This window comes from Chamaesiphon sp. VAR_48_metabat_135_sub (assembly GCF_031418915.1).
GTDB lineage: Bacteria > Cyanobacteriota > Cyanobacteriia > Cyanobacteriales > Chamaesiphonaceae > Chamaesiphon.
The window spans coordinates 37659-52260 of sequence record NZ_JANOJV010000038.1; the positions used below are offsets into that span (position 1 = coordinate 37659).

14 protein-coding genes and 1 tRNA gene are annotated in these 14602 nt (G+C 44.5%); 9 read left to right on the forward strand and 6 right to left on the reverse strand.

The features are described from left to right. Positions 1-26: 26 nt before the first annotated feature. Complete coding sequence (gene purC, locus RMO55_RS02700; protein ID WP_310423111.1) at positions 27-755, reverse strand: phosphoribosylaminoimidazolesuccinocarboxamide synthase; 729 nt, start codon at positions 753-755, stop codon at positions 27-29. A 201-nt stretch (positions 756-956) separates the two neighbouring features. Here purC and RMO55_RS02705 point away from each other — a divergent pair, with 201 nt between their 5' ends. Continuing rightward, positions 957-1157, forward strand: coding sequence for a hypothetical protein (locus tag RMO55_RS02705; protein WP_310423113.1), 201 nt, complete (start codon positions 957-959; stop codon positions 1155-1157). Next, complete coding sequence (locus tag RMO55_RS02710; RefSeq protein WP_396134151.1) at positions 1099-1371, forward strand: hypothetical protein; 273 nt, start codon at positions 1099-1101, stop codon at positions 1369-1371. The genes RMO55_RS02705 and RMO55_RS02710 overlap by 59 nt, the downstream gene beginning before the upstream one ends. A 174-nt stretch (positions 1372-1545) precedes the next feature. Here the strand turns inward: RMO55_RS02710 and RMO55_RS02715 are convergent, their stop codons facing one another. Next, positions 1546-2658, reverse strand: coding sequence for a glycosyltransferase family 1 protein (locus tag RMO55_RS02715; RefSeq protein WP_310423119.1), 1113 nt, complete (start codon positions 2656-2658; stop codon positions 1546-1548). A 158-nt stretch (positions 2659-2816) separates the two neighbouring features. Between RMO55_RS02715 and RMO55_RS02720 the strand changes: the two genes are divergently transcribed. Beyond that, a tRNA-Val gene (locus RMO55_RS02720) sits at positions 2817-2889 on the forward strand. Between the two features lie 192 nt (positions 2890-3081). Here the strand turns inward: RMO55_RS02720 and RMO55_RS02725 are convergent. Continuing rightward, positions 3082-3546, reverse strand: a complete 465-nt coding sequence (locus tag RMO55_RS02725) for a hypothetical protein (protein WP_310423122.1) — start codon at positions 3544-3546, stop codon at positions 3082-3084. A gap of 229 nt (positions 3547-3775) precedes the next feature. Here RMO55_RS02725 and RMO55_RS02730 point away from each other — a divergent pair, with 229 nt between their 5' ends. Then, a complete protein-coding gene (locus tag RMO55_RS02730; RefSeq protein WP_310423125.1) occupies positions 3776-7780 on the forward strand; it encodes a Pls/PosA family non-ribosomal peptide synthetase in 4005 nt (1334 codons plus the stop codon). A gap of 57 nt (positions 7781-7837) precedes the next feature. On the opposite strand, the gene RMO55_RS02735 is transcribed toward RMO55_RS02730, so the two are convergent. Both RMO55_RS02735 and RMO55_RS02740 read right to left on the reverse strand, forming a co-directional pair. Further along, the gene (locus RMO55_RS02735; RefSeq protein ID WP_310423127.1) at positions 7838-8638 is read right to left on the reverse strand and encodes a PspA/IM30 family protein; all 801 of its coding nucleotides are present in this window, start codon (positions 8636-8638) and stop codon (positions 7838-7840) included. Positions 8639-8826: 188 nt separating this feature from the next. Then, positions 8827-9927 carry a hypothetical protein gene (locus RMO55_RS02740; protein ID WP_310423130.1) on the reverse strand — a complete coding sequence of 367 codons (1101 nt, stop codon included), beginning with the start codon at positions 9925-9927 and terminating at the stop codon, positions 8827-8829. A gap of 269 nt (positions 9928-10196) precedes the next feature. Here RMO55_RS02740 and RMO55_RS02745 point away from each other — a divergent pair, with 269 nt between their 5' ends. The 3 genes from RMO55_RS02745 to RMO55_RS02755 all read left to right on the forward strand — a co-directional run bounded on the left by RMO55_RS02745 (position 10197) and on the right by RMO55_RS02755 (position 11760). Continuing rightward, a complete protein-coding gene (locus RMO55_RS02745; RefSeq protein WP_310423133.1) occupies positions 10197-10658 on the forward strand; it encodes a DUF721 domain-containing protein in 462 nt (153 codons plus the stop codon). A 389-nt stretch (positions 10659-11047) separates the two neighbouring features. Continuing rightward, positions 11048-11329: a hypothetical protein gene (locus RMO55_RS02750; RefSeq protein ID WP_310423136.1), complete on the forward strand. Its 282-nt coding sequence runs from the start codon at positions 11048-11050 to the stop codon at positions 11327-11329. A 98-nt stretch (positions 11330-11427) separates the two neighbouring features. Beyond that, positions 11428-11760 carry a hypothetical protein gene (locus RMO55_RS02755; protein WP_310423139.1) on the forward strand — a complete coding sequence of 111 codons (333 nt, stop codon included), beginning with the start codon at positions 11428-11430 and terminating at the stop codon, positions 11758-11760. A gap of 174 nt (positions 11761-11934) precedes the next feature. On the opposite strand, the gene rpsN is transcribed toward RMO55_RS02755, so the two are convergent. After that, complete coding sequence (gene rpsN, locus RMO55_RS02760; RefSeq protein ID WP_310423141.1) at positions 11935-12237, reverse strand: 30S ribosomal protein S14; 303 nt, start codon at positions 12235-12237, stop codon at positions 11935-11937. Between the two features lie 241 nt (positions 12238-12478). Here rpsN and RMO55_RS02765 point away from each other — a divergent pair, with 241 nt between their 5' ends. Both RMO55_RS02765 and RMO55_RS02770 read left to right on the forward strand, forming a co-directional pair. Continuing rightward, positions 12479-13897 (forward strand): proton extrusion protein PcxA, encoded by a 1419-nt coding sequence (locus tag RMO55_RS02765; protein WP_310423146.1) that lies wholly within the window; start codon positions 12479-12481, stop codon positions 13895-13897. Between the two features lie 429 nt (positions 13898-14326). Beyond that, positions 14327-14602: prepilin-type N-terminal cleavage/methylation domain-containing protein (locus RMO55_RS02770; RefSeq protein WP_310423148.1), on the forward strand; the 276-nt coding region annotated here is incomplete at its 3' end.

Genomic DNA, 14602 nt, shown 5'->3' on the forward strand with positions numbered 1-14602 from the left:
TTCTCTAAACTTATCCCCACTGAACTCTATTCTTTGACTCCTAAAACTCTCGCTAGAACTTGTTGATAGGCATCCTCAATATTACCTAAATCGCGGCGGAACCGATCTTTATCTAGGACTCGTAAATTGGGATCGGGTTCCCCAATTAGCCATAACCGACAACTATCAGGACTGATTTCATCGGCGAGCAAGATCTGCTCGTGCTTGTCTACCCCAAATTCGATTTTGAAGTCAACTAGTGTAATTCCGCACAGTTGGAAAAAGTTTTCGAGGATACTATTGATCTGCAAAGCTTTAGAATGCAGGATCTCTAGTTGTTCTACAGTAGCCAACTCCATCAGCAGTAACCGATCTCGTGTTAATAACGGATCTCCTAAGCTATCGTTCTTGTAGAAGAATTCGACCAATGGTTGGGGTAAAATTGTCCCCAATGCTAGCCCTGTTTGTTGACAGAGACTACCTGCTGCAATGTTCCTGACTACCACCTCAATCGGTAAAATCTGTACCGATTTAACCCGCATTTCATTTACGGCGGGACAATCGATATAGTGAGTAGCTATACCTTGAGCTTCGATCGATCGGAATAAGTGCGCCGCGATTTGACAGTTAATTTCTCCTTTGCCAACGATTTTTCCGCGCTTTTGGGCGTTGAAGGCAGTCGCATCATCCTTGAAGTAAGCCAGTAAGATGTCTGGATTGTCTGTAGCGTAAAGAATTTTAGCCTTACCTTCGTAGATCTGCGGATGACGATTCATGCTGAAATAGTTAAAATAGGAGCAACACTAAATTTTAGTCGATCGCCGGCACTAGTTAGTAAGTATTCATCAATAGTCCATCCTCACACTTTCGGCTCCAGCGATCGAACTTCGATCTGGTTAAGAAAAGGTTAAAGAAAGGTTAGAATAGGCACAGATCTATGTTAACACCGTCTTTTAGACTGTACGCCAAGCTCCTGCTTGACAGTAACTGAAGATCGATCGACTCCCAAAATATTTACGAATATTCATCAGTCTTTAGGTGTGGTCGCCCCTCGGGTAGGGCGAAAACCCACCACCAATCGTTTTCATAATTATATCCAGCTACCAGGACGCAAGATCGATGTCAAAACCGATAGATTTCTTTCTGTATCACAACAGCCGTTACAACGGCCAGGTTAAACCCGAAAACCTCGTGTTCAATAACAACCTACAGGAGTTTACTCAGAAAATTAGCTATATCTGTAGTCTAGAAACCGCTGGCAAGCTCACACCAGAAGACTCTTACAAGCAGATCAAAAGTCTCTGGAAGGAACTCAAACGGAGCAAAAAACAGCTAGGTATCGGGCAAGATAATTTTACGGGCGAAAATGGCAGTGAGGAAGTGGGAGAGTAGGTTTTAGGCTTCAGCAATAGAGTTGATTTCATACCTAATACCCAACACCTAACACCCAACACCTAACACCCAACACCTAACACCCAATACCCAACACCTAATACCTAACACCTAACACCTAACACCTAACACCTAACACCCAATACCCAACACCTAATACCTAACACCCAATACCTAACACCTAACCACTTGCCGATAATGCCCTTGTAACTGTTTTGTCGCTGATGCCCAACTCCAGCGTTCGGCTTCCATTCGGGCATTGTGACGAAGGTTGAGGTTGGAGGCTGGATCGGCAAAGAGTTTTTGTGCCGCGACAATTGCGCCGATCGGATCTTGAGGATCGAAAAGATAGCCATTTTGCCCGTCGGTAACGATATCGGGAATGCCACCCGATCGAGCTGCAACGACGGGACATCCTGCGGCCATTGCTTCTAATAGTACCAAACCTAACGTCTCCGTACTAGAGGGAAAAATAAATGCATCGGCTACAGCGTATGCTGCTGCTAGTTTTTCGCCGCCCAAATAACCCACAAAATGAGTCGGCGTATCGGCAAAGTAGCTCTCCAAATAAGCGCGATGAGGGCCATCACCGACGATCGCCAGTCTCGATCCAGGGATTGCTGCTAAAATCGGCTTAATCTGCTCGATTTCCTTTTCAGCACTCAACCTACCGACGTAGAGTAATAGACGGCTTACTGGCTCACCTTGGCTCAAATAGTACCGCATTTCCGATGTTGCCCTAGCAGGCTCGAAAGTTTCGGTATCGACTCCCCGCTGCCACAAATCCACTCGATCGATTCCATGCTGGCGCAGTTCTCTAACCATGACGCTAGAAGTGCAAAGATTTAACGCGGCTTGATTGTGTGCTCCTTTTAATAATTCCCATAATAAACCCTCCAACATCCCCAGCCCGTAGTGATGCAGATATTTGGGTAAATGGGTATGGTAAGAAGCTACCAATGGAATCCGAGTAGATTTGGCGTAAAAAATTCCCGCTAATCCTAATACCGCTGGATTGACGACATGGATCAGATCTGGCTGAAATTTGGTCAATTGTTGACCGATTTCTGGGCGAGGTAGAGCTAGTTTGAGTTCGGGATAGAGGGGGAGTGGAAAAGCGGACAACCCATAAATCTTCGCTCCGTGGTAGGATTTCAATCCCCCTTCAGGACAAAAAACCATGACTTCATCTCCATGCTGTTGGAGCTGCTCGATCGTGTGTTTGAGTCGAGTGACAATGCCATCGACTTTCGGTAGAAAAGTTTCGGTAAATAGAGCAATACGCATCGTTGAGCAACTATCGAGAATTCCTGATTCTTACTGTAATTCCTCTTTAGTCCGTATTGATGTGTATTCTGTGGCGATCGATCGAGATTAGTATCGATCTGCATTTACCACTTGACTATCTCCCAAATGTCAGCTATATTGGATAAGCGTCAAAACACGGACGGTTAGCTCAGTTGGTAGAGCTCCTGCCTTACAAGCAGGCTGTCACAGGTTCGAGTCCTGTACCGTCCATTTTTATTTGTCTGTTCGATCGAAAGTTAAGCTAGTATGCCAACAGCCTTAGATCGATATCTATTTTGAGACGCTCTGAATCTGGTGATCAAATTTAGTCAGACTAAACCAACTCCAGAGGGGTAGCTACTTGCTGATGATGCTAAAGATAGTTGCTCAAATCTCGATCGAGATACTCGATGAGCACGGTTTTTAGCGGATTCCAAACTTCAGTAAGATGCGTTTTTCTTTGGCTGCGATTTCCAGGTATTTAGACTTTTCCTCTGCAGTTAGCTTCCAATTAACTCGACGCTGACTAAACTCCCCAGAATTCCATTCGACGACTGGTTTACCATTCAGAAAACCAACGCCACCAGTTCCTTCCCACGTCGAGAGTTGGACTAATTTACCCTTTTTATAGTTGCTGACGCTGAATGGAGTACCGTCATTACTAGCGCGGAGAAATATTGGCTTACCTTGCAACAGACAAAGATCGTATGTGACTTTGTTGCTACGTTCCATCACTGTTCTTTTTTGCTCTTTACATTTGTCAGAACCCACACTTTCAAACTCACTAACTTGAGTTTTCATAAAGTCATCGTAAGGATCGGCTAGAGCGACAATGGGTATTCCCGTGGTGAGGCTAATTACAATTGTCGATACTAATAATTTTTGCATATTTGAGAATCTTCAAGATTATCAAAATCGAGGTGATCGTGACACATTATACAACGAATGCGCCGATGGATAGATAATTTAAGATCGAATGACTCGTGGATTTGTTCCACTAAATTTTATCTACACTATAATGTGCGAGGATAATGTCTAGATCGAATAGAATGCGGCAAAAGACATTCATACAGCCAAATAATTATTAATCTTTCTCTATTAGCCCTATCAAATGACTTTGAGCGAAAATTTAAAACATTCCCAATCGCTGGTAAATGTTCGAGTGGACTGTCTCCACGAGTTATTTGAGATTCAAGCAGATATTCACCCCGATAATCCAGCAATCGTCTATCAGTCGCAGGAAATTAGTTATGGCGAAGTCGAAGCTCGATCGAATCAATTAGCAAATTTTCTCCGCAAGGAGGGTGTAGAATGTGGTTCCAGAGTGGGGTTATTATTACCCAGATCGCCAGAATTATACATCGCGATCTTAGCAATTTTAAAAGCAGGTGGAGCTTATGTGCCGCTCGATCCGGAGTATCCAGCCGATCGAATCGAATATATCTTAACTGATTGTGGGATTCAAACGATCGTTACGACTGCTGAGTTAGCGAATAAAAAGTATTTAAAAACCGCCAATATCGTCTGTGTTGATAGTTGTGCAGCAAAATTAGCACTCGAATTGACTGCCAGACTCGAACGAGATTTAGTACAGGTTGGAGAGCGAGATTTAAGTTACGTCATTTATACTTCTGGGTCTACAGGTAGACCGAAGGGTGTAGAAATCGAGCATCGGAGTAGCCGGAATTATATTCAGGTTGTGAATGAAACGGTTTATCACGTTACTTCACTCGATCGAGTTTATCAGGGTTTCTCGATCGCCTTTGATGCCTCGGTAGAAGAGGTGTGGTGTACCTTTGCCGCAGGTGCTGCGCTAATCGTCGGATCAGTGGAGCAGACGCGCTCTGGGGTCGATTTAGCGCACTTTTTGACAGAGCAGCGAGCAACCGTATTATCTTGCGTGCCGACTTTGTTGGCGATGATGGAAATTGAGGTGCCGACGATTCGGCTATTGATTCTGGGTGGGGAACAATGCCCCCAGGAGTTGGCGACGCGGTGGTGTAATGATTCGCGACGGGTAGTGAATACTTATGGGCCGACTGAGGCTACAGTAGTAACAACATGGCATGAATGTCATCCCGATCGCACAATTACGATCGGCAAACCTTTGCCTACATATCAAGTTTACATCTTGGATGAAGATTTAGAACCAGTGGCACCTGGAGCGGAAGGGGAAATTCATATCGGGGGTGTTTGTTTGGCGCGGGGTTATGTCAATCGTGCCGATTTAACAGCGGAAAAATTTATCCCCAACCCATTTACGTTTAATCCCGAAACGTCAGATAGGCTTTATAAAACGGGAGATTTAGGCGTTTGGACAGCGGATGGTGAAATTCAATTTTTAGGGCGAATTGATGGACAGGTAAAATTACGCGGATTTCGGATCGAGTTATCGGAAATCGAATCAGTAATTATGCAATGTGCTGGAGTGAGCGCAGCAGTAGTTGCAGTTAAACAGGTAATAGAAATTGACAGACTAATTGCTTATCTCGTACCTAAACAAGATTGTGAATTAGCTGTAAATGAAATCTGGGATACGATTCGATCGCGACTACCAATTTATATGGTACCTGCGAGTTTAGAAATAGTCGATACCTTACCAACTCTACCCAGTGGTAAAGTAGATCGCAAAAATCTGCCCGAACCTCGAAACTTTGGCATAAATATTCCAGGTAAAGTTGCTGGACGTTTACCAGAAAATGAAGTAGAACAAAAGATTGCCACAGCTTGGGAAGCAATTTTTGGGATTACGGGAATCTCGATCGATGATGAATTTTTCAATCAATTAGGCGGACACTCATTACTCGCAGCAGTAATGGTATCTAAATTACGCGAACAGCCACAATTTCAAGATCTCGCTGTTGTCGATGTCTATCAATATCCTACCATCGCTCAATTAGCTGAAGCATTAAGCAAACGTTGGTATCAGCTTAGTCTCGATCGAGACAAATTACCAGATACCTCCCATTCTTTGCAAGTCATTGCACCAAAGGTAAACAGCACTAAACGTAAAATAATTAATACGATTTGGGCAAGTATCGGTGTTTATCTCATCTATATTATCTACAGTCTCCCGCTGCTCATTCCTGGCTTTATTTACTACGAGCTTGTCGATGCCAATGATGATTTTAGTCGCATCTTGGCAGGTGCGATCGCTGGAGCATTAATCGTTAGCGTTTATCCAGCATTAATCATTCTAAGTATTGTAATTAAATGGTTGGTAATTGGTCGATTTAAACCTGGGAAATATCCACTATGGAGTACTTATTATTGGCGATTTTGGTTCGTTCGTCAGGTGCTATCTTTCGCGCCGATTTTCCTACTGACTGGTTCGCCACTACTCAATTTGTATTGTCGCCTGATGGGTGCCAAAATTGGTAAAGATGTCTATCTTGGTACCAGCGAATTTCTTGCTTATGACTTGCTGACTATTGACGATGGGAGCAGTATCGGCAACGATAGCAGTTTAATCGGCTGTGAGGTAGTCGATGGTTGGTTGAAAATCGATCGGATTACCATCGGGAAGGACTGTGTAGTTGGTACAAATAGCGTTTTGGGGTTAAACAGTCAATTAGAAGATGATACTGAATTAGGCGATTTAGCCTATCTTCCAGACGATCGAACTATCCCGACAGGTGAAGCTTGGGTAGGTGCGCCAGCACGTTATCAAACCTCAACGAGTTTCGCTAGAGAACTGTTCCCATTTGGACAAGCACGGCGGGGAATACCATTGTTATTATCGATTGGTTATGCGATCGGTACAATCGTTCAGTTGCTCGTTCCGGCGATCGCGGCAATGCCTGGGTTCTTACTGTGGTGTAAACTAATTGCCAATGCTCATTGGTATCTGTGGCTATTCCCATCTGCCTTAGTCGGTAGTATGTCGTTTATCGGGGTATTTTGTCTAGAAGTCGTCATCGTTAAACATCTATTACTGGGAAAAGTTCGCCCAGGTACATACCCACTCCATAGTAGCTTTGGGTTGCGCCATTGGTTGATCGATCGATTGATGAGTATGAGTTTGGAGATGGTACCGACTCTGTATTCTACGCTCTATCTCTTACCCTGGCTGCGAATGCTCGGAGCTAAAATCGGCGCACGGGCGGAAATATCAACTGTCAGTCACTTTACACCAGATTTAATCTCGATCGGATCGGAAAGTTTTATCGCCGACAGCGTATCTCTCGGAGCTAGTCAAGTCAAACATGGTTGGCTCCAACTCGCTCATACCCATGTCGGAAGTCAAGCATTTGTAGGGAATGGGGCGTTAGTGCCAGGTCATGGTAATGTGGCTGATAACTGTCTGATTGGCTGTATGTCGGTGCCGCCAACAGATGGGAGTTTAATGGTGCCCGACAGCGCGTGGATGGGTTCTCCAGCAATCTATATTCCCCATCGCCAAGTAATCGACGAATATAGTGCAGCAGAAACTTATAAACCTCGCCGCCATGTCTATTTACAACGACTCGCGATCGAATTTTGCCGCGTTACGTTACCAGGAACGATGCATTTTATCATCTTGCTGATGATGGAAGTGACGATGTTAAACCTACCCGACTATTTACATTGGTCGAGTATTGGCTTTATTTTCCCACTAATTTATGGTGCGGCATCGATCGGTTCGGCTGTAGTTATTATCGCCCTCAAATGGTTGATAGTCGGACGTTATCAACCAGGTACGATTCCACTGTGGAGCAACTTTGTCTGGCGCACCGAGTTGATTACCGGATTGTATGAATCGATGATTGTCTCTGGCTGTCTGGGCTTCCTGCTCGGGACACCATTTGCGGCAATTATCCTGCGATTATTGGGAATGCAGATTGGCAAAGGTGCCTATATCGAGACTACCGACTTTACCGAATTCGATCTGATCTCGATCGGCGATAACGTTATCCTGAATAATGGTTGCACCTTGCAAACTCACCTGTTTGAAGATCGGGTGATGAAAATGGAACGGGTGCGATTGGAAGATAGTTGTCAATTAGGTACAGCAGCAGTAGTCTTATATGATTCTCTCCTAGCATCTGATGTCTCGTTGCATCCGATGTCGCTGATTATGAAAGGAGAGCGGGTACCACAGGCGACATCCTGGGCAGGAATTCCGGCTAATCGGGTGTATTAACCTGAATTCGACAGACTCACATCAGGGGGAAATCAGCATCCCCCAGCATAATTTTTACTAGAGACTATCAATTTGTTTGCGTAAAGCTTCCAATTCCGCATCCTGGGGACTCATTGGTGCTTTAACAGTATCTGTCGGTGTTGCGGGAGCCGCAGTCGGCGATACAGTACCTTGAGGCAGTGCTGCGGCGGGTTTACTACCACCCAGCATTTGCATTTTCATTGCTTCCAATTCATCATCGACATCACTACCTGCCGATAGAGCCGCAAATCTGTTCTCCAAATCCGTTCCAGTCAATTCTGCCGCAGCTTGAGACTTGGCTTCTTGAATCAGGACTTTTTCCTCCATGCGATCGAAAGCCGCCATCGCACTGTTGGTACCGATGCGTCCGACAGCACCTTGAAGCTGCTCCTGGGCTTTTGCAGCTTGGGCACGAGACTTGAGCATGTCTTTCTTGGTTTTCGCCTCAGAAATTTTGCCCTCCAGTTGGATCAGGCTCTTTTTCATTGTATCTACCATGCCTGCTTGCCCATCTAATTGGGCTTTGAGACTGGCAGCGGTCTCACTATAGTTTTTCTTCCTGACGAGGGCTTCACGGGCGAGATCTTCGTCACCTTTCTGCAAGGCTAATTGCGCTTTGCTCTGCCAGCTATTGGCATCACCCATCGCTTTGTTATATTGCTGCTCGCTGCGTTTTTGATTGGCGATGCTACTAGCAACAGCTTGGCGCAGTTGCACCAAATCTTCTTGCATATCCATCACTGCCTGTTCCAGAATTTTCTCTGGATCTTCGGCTTTGCTCACCATATCATTGACATTTGCCCGCAGCAATCTGCTCACCCGATCGAATAATCCCATATTACTATCCTCTTTATAGTTTCTTGCTGTAGCAGCTTAGTGCCTAGTTCGCCCCAGTGCTAGAGTTTTGATTCGATGATTTAAACTAACCTAGTAATTATGATAACTTCTGGATCTCCCGATCGGGCAGTACTAATTTAGAAATTCAGGAGGTTAGCGTTATAAATCTCAACCCCCTACCCTCTAATTTAACGTCTCAGGGCTGGTGGAATCGATCGATAACCAGACGGTTTGGCAAAGGTCTGAAAATTAGGTGGGAGGAGCGATTTAATCAAGCTATCGGCTAATCTTGGCTGGGAGGTAATGATTGCCGTGGGGGGGACGATCTTAGCATTTACAGTATTAAAGGGGATGGCGACTGGCGTAGTGGCTGTTGCTGTCCCATTCATGGTTGCAGTTGGTGCTGCGCTAATGACATTAGTCGCTACTGCTGTTGTTGGTAGTTTAATCGTATTGAGCGTACTCAAGTTTAGTTCGGTAAATTCATTCGCTGCCAGATTGGGACTTTGGATCGATTGTCCCAACAAATTGGTAGTTGCTGTCGGCGTGATAGTCTTGGTTGCTACCAATGGAATTGTCAAAATACTCGGATTGAAATAAGCATAACTCGCGCCACCAGCGAGAACACAAGCTGCGGCCATCGAACCGATCTTGAGTGGGGTTAAATGCTTGCGTTTGGGTGCAGGTGTTGCCGAAGTAGTTCGACTATCGTCGCGGAAAGCTTCAGATCCAGCGGGGTAATCCGATTGAATCTGTCGTAGTAATTCTTGAGATGACGATAAATATTCCCCGTGGAAGGCAGCCATTTCGCCACCAGTCGAAAAGTTTAAATCTAAATTCTCATCCACTGCCGATCGATCTTGGCGATCGACTAAAATCGGTGCATAATTGACAGTGGTCAATGTATTTCGACTGTTGGTTGAGGAGGTCGAAAGTCCATCAATAATGATAAATCCACCTGTTGGTTCTGGTTCGCCACGCTCGGTCAGAGATTTAGCTCGCTCGGTTTCGAGCTTGACTGGGTGAACTATTTCCGCTGTAAAAATTTCTGCATCTGCATCAAAATCTGGCGATTCCTGTTCCCAAATTGTTTCGGCTGTTTGCTCTGCCTTCCGCTCTGGAGCTGGATCTTCCTGTTTGGATCTAAATCTAGTCAGTTCGTCTTCCAGCTTGATATCTAAACAATTAAGAGCTTTTTGGAGGGAAGGATCGAGACGATCCAGGCGATCTACTACAGCTTGACCGGATGGGGGGACATTCGCACTACTGTCAGATGGATTGTGGTTCATAACTCACTATTAAACACAGATATTTCTAAAGATGTCAGTCAAAACGAACTAAATTAGCAGCGACTCTGTTCTTAGGGTACCCACGATTGGACAACCTGATGCAGCGACCTATCTAAATATCTAGCTAGAGACGAGAATTTTCAATCTTACCAGCAGTCGGAACTCGAATTACTCAGTTGCTAAACTCATTAGTCGTGACCGTGCCACTAATATATTCCAAAACTTAGCCAATTGACCAAAAACTAGACATTTGACTAGAATTTTTCCTTATGTCATTAACACCGATCTCCAAAATTGCAGTCCAGATTCAAACCCAACCAGGATGGGAAGGTGTGAGAGATTGGGGTTTAATCGTTCAAGCCTGGGCTACAACTGTATCACCAGCTATTTTAGACCGCAGCCAACCTAGATCGATCTCTAGAGGGATACTTACCATTGCAACTAATAGTTCTAGCCTAGCCCATCAACTCACTTTTGGTAGGAAAGCACTCTGTCAAAAATTAAATACCCAATTAATCGCGCCGATTAGCGATCTGCGGTTCATTGCGGTTGGCTATAGCAACCAGCAAATTTCCCCTACTGCTACTGAAGATCGATCTATCCCCATTGACTCAGGATCGATCGTCATTTGTTCCCATTGCGATTGTCGCGCTCGCGAGGGGGAGTTACTCCGGTGGGGTGTTTGTCAGTTTTGCGCAATGGATTTGGGGATCTTGGGTGGAAAACCCTGAGATCGGATTGTAGATACTTTATGTATCTAAGTTAACTATTTTGCAGCTAATTAGCTAATTTTACGGACAGACTCAAACTTTTTCGATCGATCGAATCTGCAATCGGGATTCTCGATCGATTCCTATTTTTTAGCGATCCCTAGTAGTTTTGACTAAATTACTAACAACATTGACTGTTAATAAATTATCTCCGTGTATGTACTGAACACCCCTATAAATGTGTCTTTCCATAAACTGAATCTAAAGAGAATATAAAATCCTAATTGGCTTGGGGATCGCTACAAGCCAGATGGCATAGATGGTTGCTGCCACTTTTGTCTAAATTGGCAACAGCGACAATAGTAACAAGAGAGAATTGAATTTGATGCTCTCCCAAAAAGGTAATGCTGATGACTAACCAAAATTGTCTAACTTCTGCATGTCGCTACTGTCGTTTTTATCGACCGGAGGGACTGCATCGAGGTGCCTGTCAGCAACTTGCTGTATCCGTCCACAGTGAGTGGAAAGCGTGTCAACTAGCTTTACCAGCATTTGCCAGCACTTGGGAAAATGCTGAAGAACTAGCAACTGCAAATTGGCAAGTAGAATTGCCCCGTGTCTTACACAGTGAAGAGCTTCGTAGTGCTGAATGTTTGGAACTGAGCAATAGTTCGCTCAGTGCTAATAATTAATTTTAATTACTTGGGCTTGCGATTGTCTCGGTCTGAGTGCCACGATCGATATCATTCAATTATTCTTTCTACACGTAGATCGAAGTTGGTAGTTAGCAATGACAGAACCGATATCCCCAATTACGTTACCACCAGCAACAGACGCGATCGAGGAAGGCGCGTGGTTGCAATCGTCGCTCCAGAAATGGCTCGATCGAGAGTTTATTCCTGAATCTATCAACTCCACAATTGCAATTCGTGCAGCTCAAATATATACTCGCCAGCGAATGGAAGGCGAAAATGATTTGGGTTCTTTAGTGATTGCGATCGTCACAGAAATGCAAGCCTTCAATTTTAAGGAAAGCTTTTTTGGCGAATTCACCATCGCTAACGCTGTCAGCGACATAATTTTAGATAGCTTTGGTATCGATAACCGCTGCTGTGGGAATTAGGGAATCGGGATTAGGGATTAGGCTTACAGAAGAATCCTTTACCCTTTACCCTGCTTGGTGCGCTGTCTTGTCGTTTTTTTATTCGGGGGGAACCCCCGAATAAAAACGCCGCTAAACCCTCGGGGAACCCGAGGAGCGCGCATCCGCTTTACCCTTTACCCCTTACCCTTTAAATTACCAGCTAGATTTGACAACGCCAGGTAGTAAACCTTGGTGTGCCCACTCGCGCAGGACGTTGCGAGATAGACCAAAATCACGGTAATATCCACGGGGGCGACCAGTTACCCAACAGCGATTGTGCAACCGAGTAGGTGCGCTGTTGCGAGGTAACTGTTGGATTTTGCGGTGAACTGCAAATCTGATCTGGGGTGTAGCTGCATTTTTAAACTCTTCAAGAAGAGCTGCACGTTTATCTGCATATTTTGCTACTAGTCGTTCGCGGTTTTTTTCCCGCTCAATCATGCCTTTCTTCGCCATGTGTATAACTTTCTCTATTTACGTAAAACCTGAGCGGCTCTTGTGAAGCTACGCGAACGTCAATGCAGCGCGTTACAAGAGTGCCAAACACTCTATTATACAGTTAATTAGTCATTTTGGATACAGTTTTAAATATTTAGTCGGTGCGGAAGATAAATCTAGGGAAACCCAATATATAATAGTCTATCATTTCGATATTGGGTCAGCCGATTTTACTCTCTAGCCCCTACCACCCGCTCCTATGGAAAGCTTTCTAGTCAATAAATTCGGTCAATACTGGGTACGAGCAAATCAGTGGTTTTATCGTACAGCCGATCGAGCATTAGATGAAGCCTACAAAGCAGCTTTGAAAATCAAAGCCATTGAAGACGAACATTTTGGGGGCGAAAAGATTGCGATTCCCACAGACGCTACGGGGAACCAAGTCGCTACCTATTTTCAGAACGATCTCAATAAATACCTAAATATTGCCCGCATTCGACTAGCCGAGTTTCAAACTAGTCGCACAGTCACAGGGAGTAATTATCCCCAACCGCCCGATAGTCAACAATTCGATCGTCGAGGTGTCAATGATATCAATCCATATGCTCAGGATATCGAATATGAAGCACGAATCCTAGAGAAACTGAATTTCATCGACGATCTCTTGACTCGTTATGCAGATAGCACCGAACTTGGAGCAGATCTTAACGCACCAAGATCGATCTTCGGACAACAGACCAATAAAAATAGCTTACTGCCAGACAAGCGCGGATCGTTGACAGTCGATCGTCGTCAGTCCGATAACTCAATCGATCCTCGCCAGTCTAATAATATGCCAAATCGATCCTCATCAGGAGAGCCGACGCGATCGACTGAAAACATTAATAAAAGAGCCATTATCGATCCGTCGCTAATCACCACCTTTCGGCGCATTCAGCAAGATCTCAACCCCAAAGCCGAAACTCAAGTACTCGAAAACTATCGCCTCAATCAGGGTAAAACGAGAACAGCACTGCGATTTATCCTGATCATGATTTTAGTTCCCCTACTCGTGCAATACATCTCCAAAATTATTGTAGTTGGACCAGCGATCGATGTCTTCCGCAGCTATCGACACGCCGATGTCTTCCTCAATGTCAACCTCGAAAAAGAGGCATTCGAGGAAATGGAGATGTTTGAAAAGAAACTCAAATTTCAGCACATGGTTGGATTGGTACCCAAGCTAACAACAGAACAGATGGAAGAGAAGATCGGGGAAAAAGCCGAAGAAATCAAAGCAAATTTCTACCGTCAAAGTGCCGATGCTGTCAAAAACTGGTTTGCTGACATCCTCGCCGTCATTACCTTTGCTTGGTTGATTACCCATAGCAAACAACAGATTAATGTCCTCAAATCCTTTATTGACGACCTGATCTCTGGACTCAGTGATACTGCCAAAGCATTTATCATTATCCTGCTGACAGACACCTTTGTCGGCTTTCACTCCCCCCACGGGTGGGAAATCATCCTCGCAGGTACCGCCAAACATTTAGGTATCCCCGAAAATCGCGAGTTCAATTCCCTCTTTATCGCCACCTTCCCCGTCCTCATCGATACAATCTTCAAATACTGGATCTTCCGCTACCTCACAGGGCAATCTCCATCAGCCGTAGCCACTTATAAGTCGATGAATGAGTAGCCAGCAATTCCAAATTCAGATTTTGACTATGGGTTTTGGGGATTAGTGATTGGGTTTTAGCGATTAGCAAACAGAAAACAGTTAGGAACACAAGTTGCTAGTATAGGATCGATATGTGACAAAAGCTCATTTCCGATCTACCAAATTGCTAGAATCTTTTGTCGCCAGTGAAAGATGTGATTCAAGTCACTTTAATCGGTGTTTTTTGTACTCTCTAGCTAATTATATATCTAAGTTCAACTACTACTAGATGCCCCGATCTTTGGTAGTAATTTCCGTCTACAGAAGGAGTTTGAGAGGAGGGTAATACCCTATTTAAAAGATATTTAAAAAAAAGTTTGGTAAGGGTGATAGGTAATCTGAAAGAAGTGGGTAAGCTGAGGACACGAAGCAAACAAACCACCCCAACCCGAACCGGAAATATTAAAAATGAGAACCGAACTAAAAGCTAAATTTATCCAACACCTCAACCGCAAACAAAGCGAAAAAGGCTTTACACTTGTAGAACTCTTAGTTGTAATTATCATCATCGGGATCTTAGCAGCAATCGCTTTACCTAACTTTCTCAACCAAGGTGCTAAAGCTAAACAGACTGAAGCTAAACAAAACATTGGTTTAATCAACCGGACTCAAACTGCTTTCCGTTCTGAGAAGCAAGCATTTGCAACTTCTTTCGATGTGCTCGCTACTGGTACGCTCACTGGT

Bases quoted from the DNA above. Each gene is read 5' to 3' on its own strand.
- RMO55_RS02735 (WP_310423127.1), bottom strand. From the start codon at position 8,638: ATGGGATTATTCGATCGGGTGAGCAGATTGCTGCGGGCAAATGTCAAT.
- RMO55_RS02740 (WP_310423130.1), bottom strand. From the start codon at position 9,927: ATGAACCACAATCCATCTGACAGTAGTGCGAATGTCCCCCCATCCGGT.
- RMO55_RS02725 (WP_310423122.1), bottom strand. From the start codon at position 3,546: ATGCAAAAATTATTAGTATCGACAATTGTAATTAGCCTCACCACGGGA.
- RMO55_RS02715 (WP_310423119.1), bottom strand. From the start codon at position 2,658: ATGCGTATTGCTCTATTTACCGAAACTTTTCTACCGAAAGTCGATGGC.
- RMO55_RS02745 (WP_310423133.1), top strand. From the start codon at position 10,197: ATGTCATTAACACCGATCTCCAAAATTGCAGTCCAGATTCAAACCCAA.
- RMO55_RS02750 (WP_310423136.1), top strand. From the start codon at position 11,048: ATGACTAACCAAAATTGTCTAACTTCTGCATGTCGCTACTGTCGTTTT.
- rpsN (WP_310423141.1), bottom strand. From the start codon at position 12,237: ATGGCGAAGAAAGGCATGATTGAGCGGGAAAAAAACCGCGAACGACTA.
- RMO55_RS02710 (WP_396134151.1), top strand. From the start codon at position 1,099: ATGTCAAAACCGATAGATTTCTTTCTGTATCACAACAGCCGTTACAAC.
- purC (WP_310423111.1), bottom strand. From the start codon at position 755: ATGAATCGTCATCCGCAGATCTACGAAGGTAAGGCTAAAATTCTTTAC.
- RMO55_RS02755 (WP_310423139.1), top strand. From the start codon at position 11,428: ATGACAGAACCGATATCCCCAATTACGTTACCACCAGCAACAGACGCG.
- RMO55_RS02765 (WP_310423146.1), top strand. From the start codon at position 12,479: ATGGAAAGCTTTCTAGTCAATAAATTCGGTCAATACTGGGTACGAGCA.